General features: G+C 63.6%; 21 protein-coding genes. 11 read left to right on the top strand and 10 right to left on the bottom strand.

What is annotated here, in order from left to right:
- Positions 1 to 5: 5 nt before the first annotated feature.
- A complete protein-coding gene (locus tag BC443_RS08285) occupies positions 6 to 773 on the bottom strand; it encodes a hypothetical protein (RefSeq protein WP_071231371.1) in 768 nt (255 codons plus the stop codon).
- Between the two features lie 388 nt (positions 774 to 1,161).
- Here BC443_RS08285 and BC443_RS08280 point away from each other — a divergent pair, with 388 nt between their 5' ends.
- Positions 1,162 to 1,620 carry a hypothetical protein gene (locus BC443_RS08280; RefSeq protein ID WP_071231370.1) on the top strand — a complete coding sequence of 153 codons (459 nt, stop codon included), beginning with the start codon at positions 1,162 to 1,164 and terminating at the stop codon, positions 1,618 to 1,620.
- 87 nt (positions 1,621 to 1,707) lie between these two features.
- Positions 1,708 to 1,839: a hypothetical protein gene (locus BC443_RS19205; protein WP_276232020.1), complete on the top strand. Its 132-nt coding sequence runs from the start codon at positions 1,708 to 1,710 to the stop codon at positions 1,837 to 1,839.
- Between the two features lie 160 nt (positions 1,840 to 1,999).
- Here the strand turns inward: BC443_RS19205 and coq7 are convergent, their stop codons facing one another.
- The 4 genes from coq7 to purD all read right to left on the bottom strand — a co-directional run bounded on the left by coq7 (position 2,000) and on the right by purD (position 5,447).
- Positions 2,000 to 2,641 carry a 2-polyprenyl-3-methyl-6-methoxy-1,4-benzoquinone monooxygenase gene (gene coq7 / locus BC443_RS08275; RefSeq protein WP_071231369.1) on the bottom strand — a complete coding sequence of 214 codons (642 nt, stop codon included), beginning with the start codon at positions 2,639 to 2,641 and terminating at the stop codon, positions 2,000 to 2,002.
- A 77-nt stretch (positions 2,642 to 2,718) separates the two neighbouring features.
- The gene (locus BC443_RS08270) at positions 2,719 to 3,063 is read right to left on the bottom strand and encodes a histidine triad nucleotide-binding protein (RefSeq protein ID WP_071231368.1); all 345 of its coding nucleotides are present in this window, start codon (positions 3,061 to 3,063) and stop codon (positions 2,719 to 2,721) included.
- Between the two features lie 33 nt (positions 3,064 to 3,096).
- Positions 3,097 to 3,969 (bottom strand): phosphoribulokinase, encoded by an 873-nt coding sequence (locus BC443_RS08265; RefSeq protein WP_071231367.1) that lies wholly within the window; start codon positions 3,967 to 3,969, stop codon positions 3,097 to 3,099.
- A 182-nt stretch (positions 3,970 to 4,151) separates the two neighbouring features.
- The gene (gene purD, locus BC443_RS08260) at positions 4,152 to 5,447 is read right to left on the bottom strand and encodes a phosphoribosylamine--glycine ligase (RefSeq protein ID WP_071231366.1); all 1,296 of its coding nucleotides are present in this window, start codon (positions 5,445 to 5,447) and stop codon (positions 4,152 to 4,154) included.
- 216 nt (positions 5,448 to 5,663) lie between these two features.
- Here purD and BC443_RS08255 point away from each other — a divergent pair, with 216 nt between their 5' ends.
- Entirely contained in the window at positions 5,664 to 6,374 is a 711-nt protein-coding gene (locus tag BC443_RS08255; RefSeq protein ID WP_071231365.1) for a 16S rRNA (uracil(1498)-N(3))-methyltransferase, read from the top strand.
- A gap of 57 nt (positions 6,375 to 6,431) precedes the next feature.
- Here the strand turns inward: BC443_RS08255 and BC443_RS08250 are convergent, their stop codons facing one another.
- From BC443_RS08250 to BC443_RS08240, 3 genes are all read right to left on the bottom strand, one after another.
- The gene (locus BC443_RS08250; protein ID WP_071231364.1) at positions 6,432 to 6,905 is read right to left on the bottom strand and encodes a hypothetical protein; all 474 of its coding nucleotides are present in this window, start codon (positions 6,903 to 6,905) and stop codon (positions 6,432 to 6,434) included.
- The gene (flhF, locus tag BC443_RS08245) at positions 6,902 to 9,157 is read right to left on the bottom strand and encodes a flagellar biosynthesis protein FlhF (protein WP_071231363.1); all 2,256 of its coding nucleotides are present in this window, start codon (positions 9,155 to 9,157) and stop codon (positions 6,902 to 6,904) included. Before flhF ends, BC443_RS08250 begins: the two co-directional genes overlap by 4 nt.
- 215 nt (positions 9,158 to 9,372) lie before the next feature.
- Positions 9,373 to 10,641 carry a lytic murein transglycosylase gene (locus BC443_RS08240; protein ID WP_071231362.1) on the bottom strand — a complete coding sequence of 423 codons (1,269 nt, stop codon included), beginning with the start codon at positions 10,639 to 10,641 and terminating at the stop codon, positions 9,373 to 9,375.
- Positions 10,642 to 11,131: 490 nt separating this feature from the next.
- Here BC443_RS08240 and BC443_RS08235 point away from each other — a divergent pair, with 490 nt between their 5' ends.
- The 7 genes from BC443_RS08235 to BC443_RS08205 all read left to right on the top strand — a co-directional run bounded on the left by BC443_RS08235 (position 11,132) and on the right by BC443_RS08205 (position 17,455).
- Positions 11,132 to 11,326, top strand: coding sequence for a hypothetical protein (locus BC443_RS08235; protein ID WP_071231361.1), 195 nt, complete (start codon positions 11,132 to 11,134; stop codon positions 11,324 to 11,326).
- A gap of 296 nt (positions 11,327 to 11,622) precedes the next feature.
- A complete protein-coding gene (locus BC443_RS08230) occupies positions 11,623 to 14,427 on the top strand; it encodes a monovalent cation/H+ antiporter subunit A (RefSeq protein WP_071231360.1) in 2,805 nt (934 codons plus the stop codon).
- On the top strand, positions 14,427 to 14,777 hold the full coding sequence (locus tag BC443_RS08225) for a Na+/H+ antiporter subunit C (RefSeq protein ID WP_071231359.1): 351 nt from the start codon (positions 14,427 to 14,429) through the stop codon (positions 14,775 to 14,777). Before BC443_RS08230 ends, BC443_RS08225 begins: the two co-directional genes overlap by 1 nt.
- The gene (locus BC443_RS08220; RefSeq protein ID WP_071231358.1) at positions 14,774 to 16,291 is read left to right on the top strand and encodes a monovalent cation/H+ antiporter subunit D; all 1,518 of its coding nucleotides are present in this window, start codon (positions 14,774 to 14,776) and stop codon (positions 16,289 to 16,291) included. Before BC443_RS08225 ends, BC443_RS08220 begins: the two co-directional genes overlap by 4 nt.
- A complete protein-coding gene (locus BC443_RS08215; protein ID WP_071231357.1) occupies positions 16,288 to 16,785 on the top strand; it encodes a Na+/H+ antiporter subunit E in 498 nt (165 codons plus the stop codon). Before BC443_RS08220 ends, BC443_RS08215 begins: the two co-directional genes overlap by 4 nt.
- Positions 16,782 to 17,051: a K+/H+ antiporter subunit F gene (locus tag BC443_RS08210; protein WP_071231356.1), complete on the top strand. Its 270-nt coding sequence runs from the start codon at positions 16,782 to 16,784 to the stop codon at positions 17,049 to 17,051. Before BC443_RS08215 ends, BC443_RS08210 begins: the two co-directional genes overlap by 4 nt.
- A 5-nt stretch (positions 17,052 to 17,056) precedes the next feature.
- On the top strand, positions 17,057 to 17,455 hold the full coding sequence (locus tag BC443_RS08205) for a Na+/H+ antiporter subunit G (RefSeq protein ID WP_170835863.1): 399 nt from the start codon (positions 17,057 to 17,059) through the stop codon (positions 17,453 to 17,455).
- A 52-nt stretch (positions 17,456 to 17,507) separates the two neighbouring features.
- On the opposite strand, the gene hemH is transcribed toward BC443_RS08205, so the two are convergent.
- Positions 17,508 to 18,491, bottom strand: coding sequence for a ferrochelatase (gene hemH, locus BC443_RS08200; protein WP_071231355.1), 984 nt, complete (start codon positions 18,489 to 18,491; stop codon positions 17,508 to 17,510).
- Between the two features lie 138 nt (positions 18,492 to 18,629).
- On the opposite strand from hemH, the gene BC443_RS08195 reads away from it, so the two are divergent.
- On the top strand, positions 18,630 to 18,941 hold the full coding sequence (locus tag BC443_RS08195; protein ID WP_071231354.1) for a hypothetical protein: 312 nt from the start codon (positions 18,630 to 18,632) through the stop codon (positions 18,939 to 18,941).
- Positions 18,942 to 19,005: 64 nt separating this feature from the next.
- On the opposite strand, the gene BC443_RS08190 is transcribed toward BC443_RS08195, so the two are convergent.
- Positions 19,006 to 19,308, bottom strand: a complete 303-nt coding sequence (locus tag BC443_RS08190) for a DUF6482 family protein (protein WP_071231353.1) — start codon at positions 19,306 to 19,308, stop codon at positions 19,006 to 19,008.
- Positions 19,309 to 19,327 lie beyond the last annotated feature (19 nt).

Genomic DNA, 19,327 nt, shown 5'->3' with positions numbered 1-19,327 from the left:
CACTATCACTTTTCTCCCGGCATACCGGCAATGATGGTAAAGCCATAGAACCCTACGCTTGGTATGCCCTCGACCAGACTATCTCGTCGCTTCGAAGTCATGACCGGCCTTCCCAATGATTGATAATAACTAAAGTAACAGGTCTCAGTCTCATTGCTGTAGGCAGAGGCTTCAAGATGATTCACGATATTATGATGGGTTGTAACAGAGAGATCCTGCCATTTAGGGATCTCGTCTTGCAATTTTTTACTATCAATATGCAGGTAAATAGCCATAGGGAGTTTAACTACTTTCTTTTTCAGCGCCTTTCCCAAACTGGTCGTATCAAGCTCTCGTAGCTGCTTAACGGCCTTCCTCCATGGACGGACCAAGCGCTGCGTTGGAGAACCTTCCTGTTCCATAAAGCGGGCATTGGCTGAAGCCCTGATGACTTTCAGTTCGACAAGAAAGCTCGTGCTTCGATAATCGAAAATGATATCTACTCGCCCCTTGCCATTCTCGCCTTCTGATTCCCTGGCTACCTGAACTTCAGTCGCCACATGACCAATTTCCGATTCGAACTCTCTGATTAGTGCCTTGACCAACAATCCGTATAATTCACGTTCATTGGGAATCCGTGTATTTCCAATAAACTCCCGTGTATCTTCTTCATTGAAAACGTCTCCCAAGGCACTGCATAACCTCACCATCATGTCACGTGTAACGCGTGCCCCTCGCTCCCTATCCGGGTTGCTGTAATACAGCGTCTTGGATTCATATTGGGTGACTTTCACTTATCACTCTCCATATAGGCTTTAAACACTACCACCGACGATCTGAATGGATCGATTCAAGCGACACAGCTTGTCGCCCTGCGCTGGCATAGTGGCTATCGAATCGGCAACCAGAACGGAAAATCATGCCTATCCCTGCCAAGCCAATCCATTTCTCTTGCCCTGCCTGCGAGTGGGAGAAAATCACCCTGCCTTCCAGTGATGTTCTCGTGCCGGGCCGGAGCTGGTTCCGCCAGTGTCCGCAGTGCGAGCATGAACAATTGGACTCCAGGCCGGCAACGCTGAGGGAAAGATGGCAGCTTGGCATCGAGTGGCTTTCTTCATCCCATCATGGTTAGGCCGTATCGGTTGATGGTTGCCTAAAACCCCGAAGACGCTGGAGATCACCATGAATAAACGTTTGTGCCTTTCGTTCCTGTTGTTCTGCGCCATGATTGCGGCAGGCCGCTCAGCCACCGCCGGCACCTACGAGTGGACCTCCGGCTGGGGTATGGGCGTGAGTGAGCACCTGGTGGATGACGGCAATGGCAACGAGTTGAACGTTTCCTGCCCAGACTACGCGGAAGACGGCTATGTCAGTGCCTACGCCACCATTCATGGCAAGTCATATAGTTCGGAGGATGAGGGGTTCGATGTAATCGTCGATGGCGAGACCTACACCAACCCTTTCTATACCGACTGCCACGTTTGCGGTGCCAATTTCCCCGCTTTCTGGGAAGTGCTGCGCAAGGCCAATCGGTTACAGATTTCCGCTGAAGGCAGCAAGGTCACTTTGCCAACCAAGAATATTGCTGCCGTTCTCAAGCCCCTGGACAGTCCCGAAAATAGCTGTCGTTCCGCCTGGTAGCGGTGTTTCCAACGTCTGACCGGCACGTTTCGAACCAGTTTGCCAATGACAGTGCATACGCTTGTCGACCTAACCAAGGAAAAACCTATGCTCAAGAACATTCTCGCCGCTATCGGGCTGGCCGTGGTCGCCAAGGCGGCCTATGAACATTACCGTGAATACAGCGAACTCAAGCGCGAGAGAACGTCCCGCGGTGACACCTCCGAAGCGGAAATATGACCATCGCAAGCCGTAAGCCGTAAGCCGTAAGCCGTAAGCCGTAAGCCGTAAGCCGTAAGCCGTAAGCCAGAACGCAGCCAATTAGTCTTAACAAGCAATGGGGTTTCGTTTTTTCTTCCCGCTTGAAGCTTATGGCTTATAGCTCCGGACAAAGCCCGGTTCAGATCCGATAAACGCTTTTCGTCATGACCTTCGACACCAGCCGCATGCCCCACTTCACCGGTAGCGGGAAGCGGCTGCCGCCGGATTCCAGCGCCCAGCGTTCGTGCTGCGCTTCGTCGATGCACATCTGCTCCAGTACCGCCCGCGAGCGCTTGTCGTCGATCGGCAGCTTGCGCAGATGCGACTCGAGATGGCGACCCACCTGCTCCTCGGTGGCGGCAACGAAGCCGAGACTGACACGGTCGCCGATCGCGCCGGCCAGCGCGCCCAGGCCGAAGGAGGCGGCGTAGAACGCGGGGTTGAGATAGCTGGTGCGGCCGTCGAGCTCCTGCAGGCGCTGGTCGCACCATGCCAGGTGATCGATCTCCTCCGCGGCGGCTTCTTCCATGCGTTCGCGGGTCTCGGTCAATTTCGCCGTCAGGCCCTGGCCCTGATAGAGCGCCTGCGCGCAGACCTCGCCGGTATGGTTGATGCGCATCAATCCCGCGACCTGACGACGCTGCTCCTCGTCGAGAAAGCTTTCGGGTTGCACATTGGCCGGGGATGGGCGACTCGGCTGGGCCGCCTTGGGTACCAGCGTGCGCAGCACGGTATCGAACTGATGGATCAGATTGTCGGCATGGGAAATCTGGCGTGTCATCGGAGTCTCCTGGCGGTCTGGCAACTGAACAAGGTCGGTCACTGTCGAGTGGGCCGGCGCGCGTTGCGCCGTTGCCCTCAGCCCGGCGGCCACTGCATCCGGCGCCCGCCCAGCAGATGCATGTGGATATGATAGACCGACTGCCCGCCCGCTTCGTTGCAGTTCATCACCACGCGGTAGCCGTCCTCGGCGAATCCGAGCTGCTTGGCCAGCTTGGCGGCGGTGTACTGCAGCCGGCCGATCAGCGCCAGGTCTTCTTCCTCGATGTCGTTGAGGGTGGCGATCGGCTTCTTGGGGATGATCAGAATGTGCGTGGGTGCCTTGGGGTCGATGTCGTTGAAGGCCAGTACCTCGTCGTCTTCGTAGACAATGTCTGCCGGTATCTCGCGATCGATGATCTTGCTGAAAAGTGTCGGCTCCATGAGAACTCCTGATATCGAAATGATGTCCCGGCCTCAGCGAAAGCGTCGCTGGGCCAGCAGCTGTCGTACCTGCGGCGCGAGGATCAGATCCATCGCCAGCGACAGTCGCGCGCCGGGCACGACCAGCGTGTTGGGGCGACTCATGAAGGCATCATGAATCATGGTGACCAGATAGGGGAAGTCGACGGCCGCCGGGTCGCGGAAGCGGATGACCACGAAGGATTCGCCATCGTTGGGTACGTCCTGAAGCTCGAACGGGTTGGAGGTATCGACCGTCGGCACGCGCTGGAAGTTGATGTGCGTACGGGAGAGCTGGGGCTGGATATAGCGCACGTAGTCGTGCATGCGGCCCAGAATCGTGTCGATGACCGCCTCCTGGGAGTAGCCCCGCAGCTTGGTATCGCGATCGATCTTCTGCAGCCATTCGAGATTGATCGTCGGCGCCACGCCGATCAGCATGTCGACGTGGCGGGCGATGTCGACCTCGTGGGTCACCAGGCCACCATGAAGCCCCTCGTAGAGCATCAGGTCGGTGCCGCTGGGGATCGGCTGCCAGTCGGTGAAGGTGCCGACCTGCCAGCCCGCCTCGATCATGCGCTTGTCTTCGGCATGAATGTAGTGGCGATAGGTCCCCTTGCCGCTCTCGCCGTACTCCTGAAACAGCGCGTCGAGCCGGTCGAGCAGGTTGGCGTTGACCGAGAAGTGAGAAAGCTCGGCCTTGCGCTCCGGCTCGGTCTGCAGAATCTGCGCCAGCTCCGCCCGCGAGTAGCGATGGAAGGCATCGCCGTCGATGAACGCGGCGTGCACGTCCTCGCGGGCGAACATGCGCTCGAACGTTCGCTTGACCGTGGTGGTACCGGCTCCCGACGAGCCGGTTACCGCGATGATCGGAAATTCACGCGACATGCGATGCCTCTCTGTTTCGCCAAACTCGCTTTCGCCAGATCCGCTCTCGCCAGATCAGCGCGCTGCCGCGGCCATTCGACGTGGCCCCGCAATAGCTCGACAGATCGAGCCGGCGATTGGCCGGTCGTTGGCGCATCGCACGCTGCATGGCGGGTTTCCTTGTCTCTATGATGCCCGATCGTTCAGGACGACTGACGTTCTCGGGCAATGGCGCGATGGGCGATGTCGCGGCGATATTCGGCGCCGTCCCAGCGGACCATCTCGAGCCCGGCATAGGCCTGCGACGTCGCCGCGCCGACCGTGTTGCCGAGAGCGGTCACACATAGCACGCGCCCGCCGCTGGTGACGACGCGACCATCGTCGCTCATGCGGGTACCGGCGTGGAACACCTTGCAGCCGGCCGCGTCCGCCGCGTCGAGCCCGGTAATCTCGTCACCCTTGCGATAGCTGCCGGGATAGCCTTTCGCCGCCAGCACCACGCCCACGGCGGCACGGGAATCCCATTCGCACTCGACCTGATCGAGACGCCGTTCCAGCGCGGCCTGGCACAGCGCCACCAGATCGCTCTTCAGCCGCATCAGGATCGGCTGGGTTTCCGGATCGCCGAAACGACAGTTGTACTCGATCACTCTAGGGGCGCCGTCGGCATCGATCATCAGCCCGGCGTAGAGAAAGCCGGTATAGGGGTGGCCTTCGGCGGCCATGCCCCGCACCGTGGGCAGGATCACATCATCCATGATGCGTCGATGAACGCTATCGGTGACCACCGGCGCCGGCGAGTAAGCGCCCATGCCACCGGTGTTGGGCCCGGTATCGCCGTCGCCGGCGCGCTTGTGATCCTGGCTGGTGGCCATCGGCAGCACGTGCTCGCCATCGACCATGACGATGAAGCTGGCCTCCTCGCCCTCGAGGAAATCCTCGATCACGACCCGCGCTCCGGCATCGCCGAAGGCGTTGTCCTCGAGCATGTCACGAATCGCCGCTTCGGCCTCGGCTTCGGCCATCGCCACGACCACACCCTTGCCCGCGGCCAGCCCGTCGGCCTTGATCACGATCGGCGCGCCCTTCCGCCCGAGGTAGGCCAGCGCGGATTCGACCTCGCTGAACGTCTGGTAGTCGGCGGACGGAATCGCGTGGCGTGCCAGGAAGTCCTTGGTGAATGCTTTGGAGCCCTCGAGCTGCGCGGCGCCCTCGGTCGGGCCGAAGATGGCCAGCCCCGCCGCCTGGAACGCGTCGACGACGCCGGCGACGAGCGGCGCTTCCGGCCCGACGATCGTCAGATCGACGGCGTTGTCACGCGCGAAGACGATCAGCGCTTCGCTGTCCATGACATCGATGGCAACGTTGGTCAGCCCCGGCTCCCGCGCGGTGCCGGCATTGCCCGGTGCCACGAAAACCGTCTCGACCTGCGGTGATTGTGCCGCTTTCCATGCCAGCGCATGTTCGCGCCCGCCCCCGCCAATGATCAGAACCTTCATCGCTAACCTTCTTCTGCCGAGCCTTGATTGGCTGAGTGAGTGGCTGAGTGAGAGAGTGAACGGGCATTATGTCAGAAAGGTGTCCTGCTCGCCGCTGTGTTCGGGCATCCCGCTGGCCCTGGGCGGCTATATTCGCATGCTATGTTCGCGTGCGCCGTTCAGGCAGAATGGCCGCCTGCCCGACTCCCTGTTGCCATGCGCTGAACCGCCATCTCCATGAACCTGATTCTGCTCCAGCCCGAAGATTGGGCGAACGACACTCACGCCTGTCTCCGTGATCCGCGCCGCCTGCACCATCTCCGCGAAGTCCACCGCGCCGCGCCGGGAGACTGCCTGACCGTGGGCGCCCTCGACGGCCTGATCGGCCGCGGCGAGCTGCTGTCGTTGACCGATACCGCAGCACAGTTCCGGGTCACCCTCGATCGCGAGCCGCCGGCGCCGCTGCCGGTTCACCTGCTGCTGGCACTGCCGAGGCCGCGCATGCTGGCGCGAACGCTGGAGCACGTCTCGGCGCTGGGGGTCAAACGCGTAACGCTGATGCATACCCGCCGCGTCGAGAAGAGCTATTGGCAATCTCCCGAGCTGAAGCCGGAAAAGATCCGCCAGCATCTGCTGCTCGGGCTGGAGCAGGCCCGCGATACCCGGCTACCGGAGATCGCGTTCGAAACCCGTTTCAAGCCGTTCGTGGAAGATCGACTGCCGGCCATGCTCGCGGATCATCGCGGTTTGCTGGCCCACCCCGGGCTGGCTCAGGCCTGCCCGCGCGGCATCAGCGATGCCACATTGCTGGCCATCGGTCCGGAAGGCGGTTTCGTCGATTACGAGGTGGAGAAGTTTCTCGAACTGGGCTTCGAGGGGATCCATCTGGGAGAGCGCATCCTGCGCGTCGAGACGGCCGTGACGGCGCTGCTGTCTCGACTGTTCTGAGCCGGCTGCCGGCCCGATGGCGCGGCGTGACGGCTGGGCCGAGAGCGCCCGCACGCGTCAGACATTCGTGGCCGGCTTCGGTAACTCCTCGGGCAGGCGGCGCTGCCAGTCAGCCAGGTCGCGGATGAGTTCGATATTCAGAAAGCGCCACAGCGTCGTGCCCAGGTTGGTGAGCAGCTGCGCCGTCGCGGCATCCAGGGTGGGCCTGGCCCCGCTGTTGCCGGCGTCTTGCACCCACAGCAGCAGAGGCACGGCAGGGCCAGCGCTCGAGGCAACCGGTGCCAGCATCCGCTTCACCCGCCGGTAGAGATCGGCCACGTCGACCTGCGCGGCATCGACCCACAGCACCCAGGCCCGCACGGTCGCCGACGCGGCCTGAGCTTCCAGCGTGACCTGCCAGCGCCGGCCCGCAGGAGCTGGTAGTTGCGCCAGCGCCTGCATCAGCGCCTCGTCGTCCGGTTCGCCGATCACCCCCAGCGACACGGAACCGGGAGCAGCCCAGGCGCGCAGCCCTGCCGCCTGATCGGTCATGCCGCCTGCACCCGGTCGCTGGCGTCGAGCCCCATCAGTGCGTCATGGGCGCTCAGCGTATCCATCAGCGCTTCCATCAGCGCCTTGGGCCGACGACCGCAACGGCGCTGGGCGATACCGGAAAGCCGTGCGCGAACGTCCATCGCCCAGCCCGCCTCTTCCGCACTCAAGCGCACCGCCAGCGCCGCCAGCGTCGAGGCCAGCTGCCAGCGCTGCTCCCGATCCTTCACCAGCCCGCGCTCCTGCATTGCCTGATCGGCCTGCCGAGTCAGCCCGGGCAGGGTCTCGATCATGACCGCCGGGGGCAGGCGCGATGCGATATCGAGCCCCGCCTGGCTGCTGCTCAGCCAGTAACGTCTGGCCAGCCTGCGGCCATCGTCGGCGTCGCGAATTTCGCCGTACCACGCCACCACCGGCAGGCTGTAGGCATCCTGGCGCCGCTGGCTGACGCTCGTTTCCAGCCGCGTCAGGTGAAGAGTGGCGGCACGCCCCTGGTGGCGCAGGGGTTGCGGCTCGACGGCTTCGCCCAGCGTCATCGCCCGAGACAGCGGCAGCCATTCGCCGGCATGACGAATCCGGCGAGCGCCGGTCACGGCCGCCAGCCAGCCGCGCCCGGCGGCCTCGAAACGTTCGAGGTCGGCGACGGCCGGCAGTTGCGCCAGCAGATGCCAGCCCGCGCCGAGATCGTCGGCCCAGCGAAACTGTTCGGCACTGCCCGCGGGGAGCCGGTGTCGCGGCCAGGTCAGCGGTTGGGGCATGCCGTGATGATCCAGCGACACCAGCGGCATTGCCTGTTCGGCGCCACTGACGCTGGAGGTCTTGGACCAGTAGAGCGCGTGGGGCACATCCGCCGCGGACAGCAGGCTCTGCTGGGTGGCGCCCGCCATGAGCCGGGCGAACTCGTCGCTCCCGGCTTGCGTCGAGCGCTTGGCACGGCGCCAGATCTGCTCGAGCAGCGTCATGCCCAGGTTGTGCTGTCTCAAGGTATCGAGCGTCGTGACCAGGGCATCGCGCTGGCGCAGAACGCCGCGCGAAAGCGCCTGCTGTCGCGCCTGCTGCGGAGGCACCGTGGCCGCCGCCTCGCTGACGAAAGGCGAATCGCCGGCCAGTGCCAGCGCCTCGTCGAGCAGGGCGTCGGCATCGACGAGCTCGAGATCTTCCGGCACGCGCTGCCCGCGGGAGACGTAGCAGAGCCTGAGCCGATGGCGAATGACCACGTCCAGCACGTTCCCCAATCGCGCCGCCTCGTCGAGCTTGGTCAGGATACAGCCCCACAGCGGCTCTCCCGCCTCCTGCGAGGCCTGCTGCCAGGCCTCGATGACCTGGGCCAGGGTGTCGCCGTGACTGGCCGCGTTGAGTACCAGCACCCGTCGAGCCGGCGCCGGGCCGGCTCCCAGACGCGCGATCTCGCCCACCAGACGCTGGTCCCGCTGGCTCATGCCGACCGTGTCGATCACCGTGAGCTTCTTGCCGCCGCTGCGTGACAGCAGCGCCCGGCGCGGTTGGGTCAGACGCGTCAGCAGGTCGCCGAGATTGCCGTTCTCCTCGAGCGCGTGGACTTCCGAGCCCAGCAGCCGGGCGTAGATGCGCAGTTGCTCGGCCGCGCCGATACGGTAGCTATCCGTCGTCACCAGCGCGACGTCCTTCGGGCCGTGGCGCATCACGTAGCGGGAGGCCAGCTTGGCGGTGGTGGTGGTCTTGCCGACGCCGGTGGGGCCAACCAGGGCAAACACGCCGCCGCTCTCGAACAGGGCTTCCTCGTCATCCAGCAGCGACAGGCGAGCGCGCAGCTGGCGCACGAGCCAGGCCTTCGCGGCAGGGGACTCCGGTTGTTCGTCGCGCAGCTCTTCCGGCGGATCCTGAATGACCTCGTCGGCGAGCGAAGCGCTGAAACCGGCCTGGATCAGGCGCTGGCGCAATGCGGCCGTCAACGATGCCGAGTCGCTCTGCGAGGAAGCCGTGCCCTCGCGAAGCATGGCGCGCACGTCCTCCAGCAGCTGGCGGTTCAGCGCCTGCAGCGTTTCCAGGGTCGGATTGGGGGCCGGCGCCGGCGCTTCCGCAGCGGGAGCTTCCGCCGCCGGCGACTCGAGGCTGGAGAGCGTCTGCTCATGCTCCTGCTCGGGCATGGCGATGATCTCGACGCCACCCTCGACGGAACGGTTGGAAAGGATCAGTACCTGATCCCCCAGCGCCGCCCTCACCTGACGCATGGCTTCGCGGCTATTGCTGGCAGTGAAACGTTGGACGCCCATGACTTCCTCGATGATTCGAGGCAGTCTGCCGCTCTACCGCTGACCGCCTCTGGAGTTTCGCGCCCACAGTCTGCCAGTCGGCAGATCGCGGGCATGGGTTGGAATGGCCATCAAACCGGCGCCAATTCGAGGGCTGACCGGACAGCCAGACAGCGAGCCCTGCCGGACCCGCACTTGGAGCAGCGCTTGCTTCCGGCTCAGCCTTCCGTGCCGGTTCAGCTCTCGGTCAGGCGCCGGATCAGCGACTGCGTGGGGTAACCGTCCGGAATGACACCGATGCTGCGCTGGTAGGCGCGCAATCCGGCACGGGTATTGGGGCCGACCAGGCCATCCGGCGTGCCGACATCGAAGCCGTGGTCATTGAGCCCCTGCTGCATGCGCCGAATGCGATCGCGTGACAAGGCCGGCTCTTCGCGCGGCCACTCGCCCTGGATGCCTGGCCGTCCGGCCAGTCGATCCGACAGCGTCGCCACTGCCAGCGCGTAGCTGGTGGAGGCGTTGTAGCGCATGATCACGCGGAAGTTGTGGCCGACCAGGAACGCCGGCCCCTTGGCGCCGGCGGGCGCGATGACCGAGGCCTGATCGAAGTCCGGCAGCGGGCTGCCGTCGAGACGCTTTACCCCCTGGGTTTGCCACGCCCGGGCGTCGTGGCGTACCGACAGCTCGGTCTGCGAATAGTCGAAGTCGTCCGGCAATGTGACTTCGACGCCCCAAGGCTGCCCCCGCTGCCAGCCGGAAGCCTCCAGATAGTTGGCGGTCGACGCCATCACGTCGGGAATGCTGCCCCAGATATCGCGACGGCCGTCGCCATCTTCATCCACTGCGTAGGCCAGGAAACTGCTCGGGATGAACTGGGTATGACCCATCGCCCCGGCCCAGGAACCCCGCATGCGATCGCGGTCGATATCGCCGTTCTGCAGGATCTTGAGCGCGGCCATCAGCTCGCCGCGCGCGAACGACTGGCGGCGGCCATCGAACCCCAGCGTCGACAGCGCGTCGATGGTCTCGAAGTTGCCGAAGTTACTGCCGTAATTGCTCTCGATTCCCCAGATGGCGACGATCACCTCCCCCGGTACGCCATACTGCTGCGCCACCTGATCCGCCGTAGCGCGATGTTCGGCAAGACGTGCACGGCCGGTGGAGACACGCTGCGCCGAGACGGCACTGTCGAGATAGCTCCAGATCTGGCGGGTGAACTCGGGCTGGGAGCGGTCGTACTCGAGGATGCGGGGCTGATAGCTGACCGGGTCGAACGCCTCGGCCAGGGTTGCCGGGTCGATACCTTCGGCGGCGGCCCGCTGCCGGAAATCGGCCACCCAGGCGTCGAACGCCGCCGGATCCTTCGGCGTCTCCGGGCTTGCGTTCGCGTCAGCATCAGCGGTGGCCTCGGCACGCTCGGCAGCGTTGTCCGCAGCATCAGCCGAGCCCGAGGAGGCCGACTCCGGGGTGGCGGAAGACGACGATGACGAGGCCTCTCCGGCCACGGCGCCGCTCGCGCTCGCGCTCGCGCTCGCGGCGTTCGACGCAGTATTCGTATCGGCAACGCTCTGACATCCCAGAAGCGCTAGACAAAGACAGAGCGAGAGTGTGGCAGGAGCCTTGACCGGCAGTGAACGCTTCACGAAGCACATCCTTAATGCTGAATATCCTGTATGTCGGCGTGGATACGCCAACCAAATTGCTCCCGCAGTGTAGCGTATCCCGCCGTCCCGGAAACCTCGAACGGTGATCGCCCCGACACCCGGATACACCGAAGGAAGCGCCAGGCTCACGGCCCGAATCCCTCTTTTCGACGCCCTCCGGCGACTCTGCCCAGGTGACCTTCTCCGGTACCGCCCCCTATGGCTAGGGGCATATCGGCGTGGTAAAGTCGGTTCAACGCTGTCGCCCGATTCTCATAAATCATCAATATTTTCAATAATTTCGCGTATCGCAAATTATGATCGGGCGCTTTCTGAAGGGAGGAGAGACACCATGCCGGGCCACATGCCTAGCCAGCTGTCGCTGACATGCGCGACCTGTCGTATTGGTGCCCAGACTCGTATCGGTGCCCGGGCTCTGCCGTCCCGTGCCAGCACGATCACGACCCTGAACCAGACCCCCGCCTGGATGCTGGCGCCTCGCGGCGTGCGCCGCCCCTATCTGACCGATCCGCCCCAGCGTCTCTGATCCGGCGACGAGTCCCGTGGCGCCATGCGCGCCGCCATTGCGGGATCGCCGCTCGCCGTCGTCTCTTGCCCGCGAACACAAGCATGTCACGCGGGGAAGATCCCTACCGCACCGACTCTCTGCCATAGTCTCGCGACCTACGCTCGTGCGGCTGGCAACATCGCTTACACTGGAGCGAGATACGGTCGCGGACCGATCGCGATGAACGCGAGAACGAAGCTCGAACCCACCGGAACGTCGCCCTGCGCCGGACCGATGATCGAGCCTCCCTGATCCAAGAATAGAGCGACGATTTCATGTCACTGCCGCTGATCGTTCTACTGCCGCTACTGGGCAGCCTGGTACCGTTGCTGAGCAACAACCGGCAACGCACGCTCAACGCCTGGTCCACCGCGCTGCTCCCTGCGATCGCGCTGGGCATCGTCATTGCGCATGCGCCTGGAGTGATCTCCGGCGAGGTGTATCACTTCAGCATGAGCTGGGTGCCGCAACTGGGGCTCGATCTGGCGTTCCGGCTCGACGGGCTCTCGCTGCTGTTTTTGCTGCTGATCCTGGGCATCGGGCTGCTGATCATTCTGTATTCCCGCTACTATCTGTCGCCGGACGACAGCATGCCTCGGTTCTACGCCTACCTGATGCTGTTCATGACCTCCATGATCGGCATCGTCATGGCCGACAACCTGCTGCTGCTGTGGGTGTTCTGGGAATTGACCAGCCTGTCGTCGTTTCTGTTGATCGGCTACTGGTACCAGCAGAGCGAGGCACGACGCGGCGCCCGCATGGCCTTGGCCGTCACCGGCATGGGCGGGCTGGCGATGTTGGCCGGTTTCCTGCTGATCGGCCATATCGTCGGGACCTTCGACATGCAGACGGTGCTCGACAGCCGTGATCTGATCCAGGCCGATCCGCGCTATCTGCCGGCGCTGCTGCTGGTGCTGCTGGGTGCCTTCACCAAGTCGGCGCAGTTCCCGTTCCATTTCTGGCTGCCCCACGCCATGGCGGCGCCGACGCCGGTCTCGGCATTCCTGCACTCCGCCACGATGGTCAAGGCCGGGGTCTTCCTGCTCGCGCGCATGCATCCGGCACTGGCCGGCTCGCAGCTCTGGCTTTATATCGTCACCCTCACCGGGCTGGTGACGATGATCTACGCCGCCTATTTCGCGCTGCTCAAGTACGATCTCAAGGGCGTGCTGGCATTTTCCACCGTCAGCCATCTGGGCATGATTACCATGCTGTTCGGGCTGGACAGCAAGATGGCGGTGGCGGCCGGGCTGTTTCATATTCTCAACCATGCCATGTTCAAGGCGACGCTGTTCATGTCGGCGGGCATCGTCGATCACGAGACCGGTTCGCGAGACATCCGCAAGCTGAGCGGCCTGCGACGCAGCATGCCGATGACGGCGGCACTGGCCGGTCTCGCCGCGGCTTCCATGGCCGGCGTTCCCCTGCTCAACGGCTTCATATCGAAGGAGATGATGCTGACCGAGACGCTGGAAACCGGGATCCTCGGCGGCCTGGCCTGGCTGATCCCGGTGCTCGCGACCCTTGGCAGCGTGTTGTCGGTGGCCTATTCGCTGCGTTACGTGCGCAACGTCTTCTTCGGCCCGGAAGCGCAGGAGCTGCCCAAGACACCTCACGAAGCGCCTTTCCTGATGCGCCTGCCGATGCTGCTGATGGTCGCGCTGTGCGTCGCGATCGGCCTGCTGCCCGCGTTGATCGTCACCGGGCTGCTCGACGCTGCCGCACAGGTCACGATTCTGCCGCCGAGACCGGAGCTGCACCTGGCGATCTGGCACGGCTTCAATCTGCCCCTGCTGATGAGTGTCATCGCCCTGGCCGGCGGGGTCGGCATCTACGCCGTACGTCGCAAGCTGTTCGCCTTCCAGCGCCAGTTCCCGCAGCGCAACGCCTTGATGATCTTCGAACACAACGTCCGCAGCCTGCTGCAGTGGACCCAGAAAGCGATCGATCGCTTCGAGAACGGCTCGCTGCAGCGCTATATGCTGTGGTTGATCATCGCCGTGCTGTTCCTCACCGGCAGCGGCCTGCTGGACCTTACCCAGTTGCGCGGGCCGCGCCAGCTCCAGGCGCTCGATGGCCTGCTGATCGCGGGCGCGTTGATCACCATTCTGGCGGGCCTGGGCACGGCGGTACTGCATCGCCGACGTCTGGTCTCGCTGATGATGCTGTCGGTGGTGGGGCTGATGGTTTCGCTGGCCTTTGCCCGCTTCTCGGCCCCCGATCTCGCCCTGACCCAGCTGGCGGTCGAGGTGGTGACGGTCATCCTGCTGATGCTGGCGCTGTTCTTCCTGCCCCAGCGCACGCCCAAGGAGTCCAGCGGCGCGCGCGTGGTCCGCGATGTTCTGCTGGCGGCGGGCTTCGGCGGCATCGTCGCGAGCCTCAACTACGCGATGCTGACGCGACCGCTGGACACCATTTCCGGCTTCTTCCTGGAGAACAGTGTCAGTGGCGGCGGCGGCCACAACGTGGTCAACGTCATCCTGGTCGATTTCCGCGGCTTCGATACGCTGGGCGAGATCACAGTGCTGTGCATCGCCGCCATCGGCATCTACAAGCTGCTAAACCGCCTGCGTCTGTTCATGCCCTCGAGCGACAGCGAAGGGCGCCCCTGGTCCCGGGATCTGCATCCCATGCTGCTGGGTACGGTATCGCAGAGTCTGCTGCCGCTGGCGCTGCTGGTGTCAGTGTTCATCTTCCTGCGGGGTCACAACGAACCCGGTGGTGGCTTCATCGCCGGCCTGGTGACGGCCGTGGCCTTGATCCTGCTGTATATCGCCCGCGGGGTCGACTGGACCCAGCAGCGGATGTCGTTCCAGTACCAGCCGATCGCCGTGGTCGGTGTCGCCATCGCCGCGCTGACCGGACTCGGCAGCTGGGCCTTCGGCCACAACTTCCTGACCTCTGCTTTCGGGCACTTCTCGATTCCCTATATCGGCGAGATCGAGCTCGCCACGGCGATGCTGTTCGACCTCGGCGTCTATCTCACCGTCGTCGGCGCCACGCTGATGATTCTGGCCAATCTGGGCAAGTTGACGACACGGCACCGTCCCAGCAAAGAGAATGAAAAGGAGACCGTCTGATGGAAGCGCTCTTTGCCACCGTAACCGGTTTCCTGGCCGCCAGCGGGCTCTACCTGGCGCTGCGTGGCCGCACCTTCCCCGTGGTCGTGGGGCTGACGCTGCTCTCCTACGCGGTCAACCTGTTCCTTTTTTCCACCGGCGGCCTGACCACCAATGGCGCGGCGGTGATTCGTGACGGCGTCGATTATTACGCCGACCCGCTGCCACAGGCCCTGGTGCTGACGGCCATCGTGATCGGCTTCGCCATGACCGCGTTCTCGGTGATCCTGGCGATGCGCGTGCGCGGCGACCTGGGCAGCGATCAGGTCAACGACCAGCGTGGCGAAGAGTCGAAGGAGGACAAGGCGTGATGCATCATCTGATCATCCTTCCGATCCTTCTGCCGCTGTTGAGCGGCCTGCTGATGCTGGTCAAGCGGGACTCGGCCGTACTGCCTCGCCGGGCGATCGCCCTGGTCAGCACGGCGCTGCTGCTGGCGGTCAGTGCCATGCTGGTGGTCCAGAGCGACAGCGGTGACATCACCTACTACGCCCTGGGCGACTGGCAGCCGCCGTTCGGTATCGTGCTGGTACTCGATCGACTCTCCGCGTTGATGGTGTGCCTGACCAGCTTCCTGGCGCTAGGCAGCGTGGCTTACGCCTGCGCCGGCGACGATCGCAAGGGCAGCAATTTTCACGGCCTGTTCCAGCTCCAGTTGATGGGGATCAACGGCGCCTTCCTGACCGGCGACATCTTCAATCTGTTCGTCTTCTTCGAAGTGCTGCTGATCGCCTCCTACTCGCTGCTGATGCACGGCGGCGGCAAGGATCGCACCCAGGCCGGCTTCCACTACGTGGCACTGAACCTGGCGGGCTCGGCGATGTTTCTGATCGCGCTCGGGGTGCTCTACGGCACCACCGGCACGCTCAACATGGCCGATATGTCTCAGAAGGTGGCCGCGCTCGACCCGGATCGTCTTGGTCTGCTCAAGGCGGGGGCGTTTCTGCTGCTCGTGGTGTTCGGGCTGAAGGCCGCGATTCTGCCGCTCTACTTCTGGTTGCCGCGGGCCTACAGCAGCGCGCCAGCGCCCGTCGCCGCCCTGTTCGCGATCATGACCAAGGTAGGGATCTACGCCATTCTGCGGGTCTACACGTTGATCTTCGGCGACAGCGCTGGCGAGCTCGCCAATTTCGTTCAGCCCTGGCTCTGGTGGTTCGCGCTGGCGACGCTGGCCCTCGGCGGGCTGGGCGTCCTGTCGGCGCGGGATCTGCGCAATCAGGTAGCCTATCTGCTGCTGATCTCGGTAGGCACGCTGCTGGTCGGCGTCAGCATGAATCGCGAGGCGCCCATTGCCGCCCTGCTCTACTACATGATCCACACCACGCTGGTCAGCGGCGGCCTGTTCCTGCTGTCCGATGCGATCGGTGAACAGCGCGGCAAGGCCGGGGCGCGTATCGTGCCCGGCCGGGGCGTCACCCAGCCGGCGCTGCTGGGCCTGTTCTACTTCGTCGGTGCGGCGACCATCATCGGGCTGCCGCCGTTCTCGGGTGCCATCGGCAAGGCATTGCTGCTCGATTCGGCCCTGCCGAGCGAACAGCCATGGCTGTGGTCGCTGTTGCTGCTGTCGAGCCTCGCCGGTCTCGTCGCCATGGCGCGCAGCGGCTCCACCGTCTTCTGGAAGGCCGGCCGCGGCGACAACGACGGCCCCAGGCTGAAAACGGCGATGCTGGCGGGCCTGATCCTGCTGCTCGGCGCCTCGCCGATACTCTCGATCCTGGCCGGGCCGATCACTCGCTTCACCGATGCCAGTGCTACGCAGCTGCTCGATCAAAGCGCCTACAGCGAGGCGATTCTCTCCCCGAACGTTACCGGAGGTGACTCATGATTCCTCCCATTCGCTGGCTGCCGATGCCGGTGCTGTCTCTGCTGCTGCTGGTCGTCTGGCTGTTGCTGCAGCAGAGCGTGGCGCTCGGGCAATGGATTCTCGGGGGCGTCCTGGCGATCCTGATTCCGGTGATCTGCCGACCGTTCTGGGAGCGCCAGCCGACCATCAAGCGCCCTCTGAAGCTGGTCGGCTACTTCTTTCGGGTACTGGGCGACATCGTGACCGCCAATCTGCAGGTCTCGAAATTGATTCTCGATCCCCGCGGCCGGATGCGCCCCGCCTTCGTGGAATATCCGCTGACGCTGAAGGAGAGCTTCCCGATCACCATCCTGGCCAGCACCATCACCATGACGCCGGGTACCGTCTCGGCCCACCTGCGCCTGGATGGCAAGACCCTGCTCATTCATGCGCTGGACGTGGGCGATATCAACGCCCTGATCGACGACATTCACCAGCGCTACGAGCGCCCACTGCTGGAGATCTTCGAATCATGATCGATATGGCTCTGTGGATCGCGCTGGCGCTGTTCTGCGCCGCCGTCGTGCTCAATTTCTATCGTGCCGTGGTCGGACCGAGCCTGCCGGATCGCATTCTGGCGGTGGATACCATGTACATGAACTCGATCGCTCTGATCGTGCTGTTCGGTATCTGGGTCGACAACAAGGACTACTTCGAGGCGGCGTTGCTGATCGCGATGCTCGGCTTCGTCAGCACCATCGCCGTCTGCAAGTACCTGCTTCGCGGCGACATCATCGAATAGGAGGGATGACGATGCTGAATACGGTCATCGAGGGCGTGATCGCCTTCATGCTGATCGCCGGGGGCGCGTTCGCCTTCATCGGCTCGCTGGGCCTGACGCACCTGAAGGATTTCTACATGCGGCTGCACGGCCCTTCGAAAACGACGACGCTGGGGGTCGGCTGTACCCTGATCGGTTCGCTGATCTATTTCAGCCAGGAAGACGGCCCGATCGTTCAGGAACTGCTGATCACGATCTTCGCGTTCATTACCGCGCCGGTGTCGGCACACATGCTGGCCAAGAGCGCCCTGCACCACAAGCTCAAGCCGGATCCTCGCACCCGCGGCAATCCGGTCGAGCTGGAGAGCGAGAAACCCAAGCACACCATCGAGGAAGCTCCCCAGGGCGACTCTCCTCTCCCCTGAAGGCTCCTGAAAGGCACGCACCGCCTTTCCGAGACGGCGCGCGCCGTCGGCGTCACCAGCCGGCGGTGTGCTGTTCGACCAGCCTGGTCAGCATAGTCATGTGCTCCGGACGATCGTTGAGAGCGGGGATATAGCGATAGCGCCCGCCTCCGGCTTCCTGGAAGTAGTGACGATTCTCGGCGTCGATCTCCTCGAGCGTCTCGAGGCAGTCCGCCGCGAAGGCCGGGCTGATGACGTCGACGCATTCGGTCTTGTCCGCGCCCCATGCCTTCAGCGTCTCGTCGGTATAGGGCTTGAGCCATTCTTCACGCCCGAAGCGCGACTGGTAGCTCTGGAACCACTCGCCCTCGCCCAGTCCCAGCTCTTCCGCCAGCAGCCGGCTGGTCTTCTCGCAATGCCTGGCATAGGGATCGCCGTTGTCGACATAGCGCTTGGGGATGCCGTGATAGGACATCAGCAACCGGCCGCGGTCGCCGTTGGCCTCCCAGTGCTGGCGAACGCTGGCAGCGAGAGCCGAGATGTAGTCGGGGTGATCGTGATAGTCGCGCACGAAGCGCAGCTCCGGCAGGTGCGGGCAAGGGTCCAGCGCCTTGGCCAGCCGCTGGAATACGGCAGCGGTAGTGGTGCGCGAGAATTGCGGATAGAGCGGCAGCACCAGGATACGATCGACGCCGGATTCGCGCAGCTTGAGGCCGGCTTCCTCCATGCTCGGCTTGCCGTAGGTCATCGCCAGCTCGACGGGGATAGACTCGCCCATCTGACTCGCCAGCCGCTCGCGTAGCGCTCGCTGCTGGCGGCGGCCGATCGCCAGCAATGGCGAGCCTTCCTCCTGCCATACCGACGCATAGGCCTTGGCGACCTTGGGCGGGCGGATGCGAAGAATGACGCCATGCAGAATCGGCCACCACAGCCAGCGCGGCGCATCGATGACCCGCGGGTCGCCGAGAAACTCGCCAAGGTATTGCCTCACGGCCTTGGGCGTGGGTGCCTCGGGCGTTCCCAGATTGACCAGCAGCACTCCGAAACGGGCCGCCATAAAACCACTCCTTTCCCTGCCGACTTTGGACGAAATTCTACCACTGCCGCGTGAACCGGCCCGATCATCTTATACGATCAATACCATGTGTATAAGTTATGGATAACCCATGGGCGCGTCCGCCCGCTGATATTGTCGATGATGCGCCACTTTGCCGATACCCTGCGCGACAAAGGGTATCAGGTTCATACAGCAGACCCGAAGACGATGGCAACCAGCAGCAATCTGCTCCAGAAAGCCGAGCGGCCGCCGTATCCGTATCGGAACGACATCACAAGCCAAGTCAACGTGCTGATCGAAGCGCACTTCGGCGATCGTTTCGGCATCCTGGACGGTTTCAACGGGGGCAGAGAAGCTGGAGAGGAACGAGGGGAAAGGCGTGGATGGCGAACTTCCCTCCGTGTCGAGGCAAGTCACTCTTCGACTCGCCGGAGGGAACTGAATTGGTGAATGAAATGGTTGGCGAATGAAATGGATTGATGAATGACGTGTCGACTAGCCGACGCTTTCCGGATCAGAAGACCAGCGGCATTCGCGACAGCAGCGGATCATGATAATGCGGCTCGTGGCCGACGATCTCGTCGTTGGCGACCTGTTGAACCAGGTAGGCACGATGGATGCCGGCCCGTTTCAATTCGCCGTAGACGTCCTCGAGCGAACGAAACAGCATCGGCTTGCCGCGCCGGGTCAAGGCCTGCGTGGCGCCATCCCCGGGCTCCAGCATGACCTGATAGTAGCGACTGCCGGCATGGGCGATGACCCGTATTTCAAAGTCTTCATGGTGTCGCTGATAGTGTTCAAGCTCCTTGAGCTCCATGGTTCCCTCCTGTGGGTTG

It is taken from the genome of Salinicola sp. MIT1003 (genome assembly GCF_001858555.1).
In the GTDB taxonomy this organism is placed as follows: Bacteria; Pseudomonadota; Gammaproteobacteria; order Pseudomonadales; family Halomonadaceae; genus Salinicola; species Salinicola salarius.
The sequence above is the reverse complement of the archived record's forward strand: the minus strand, read 5'-3'. Positions and strand labels throughout refer to the sequence as shown.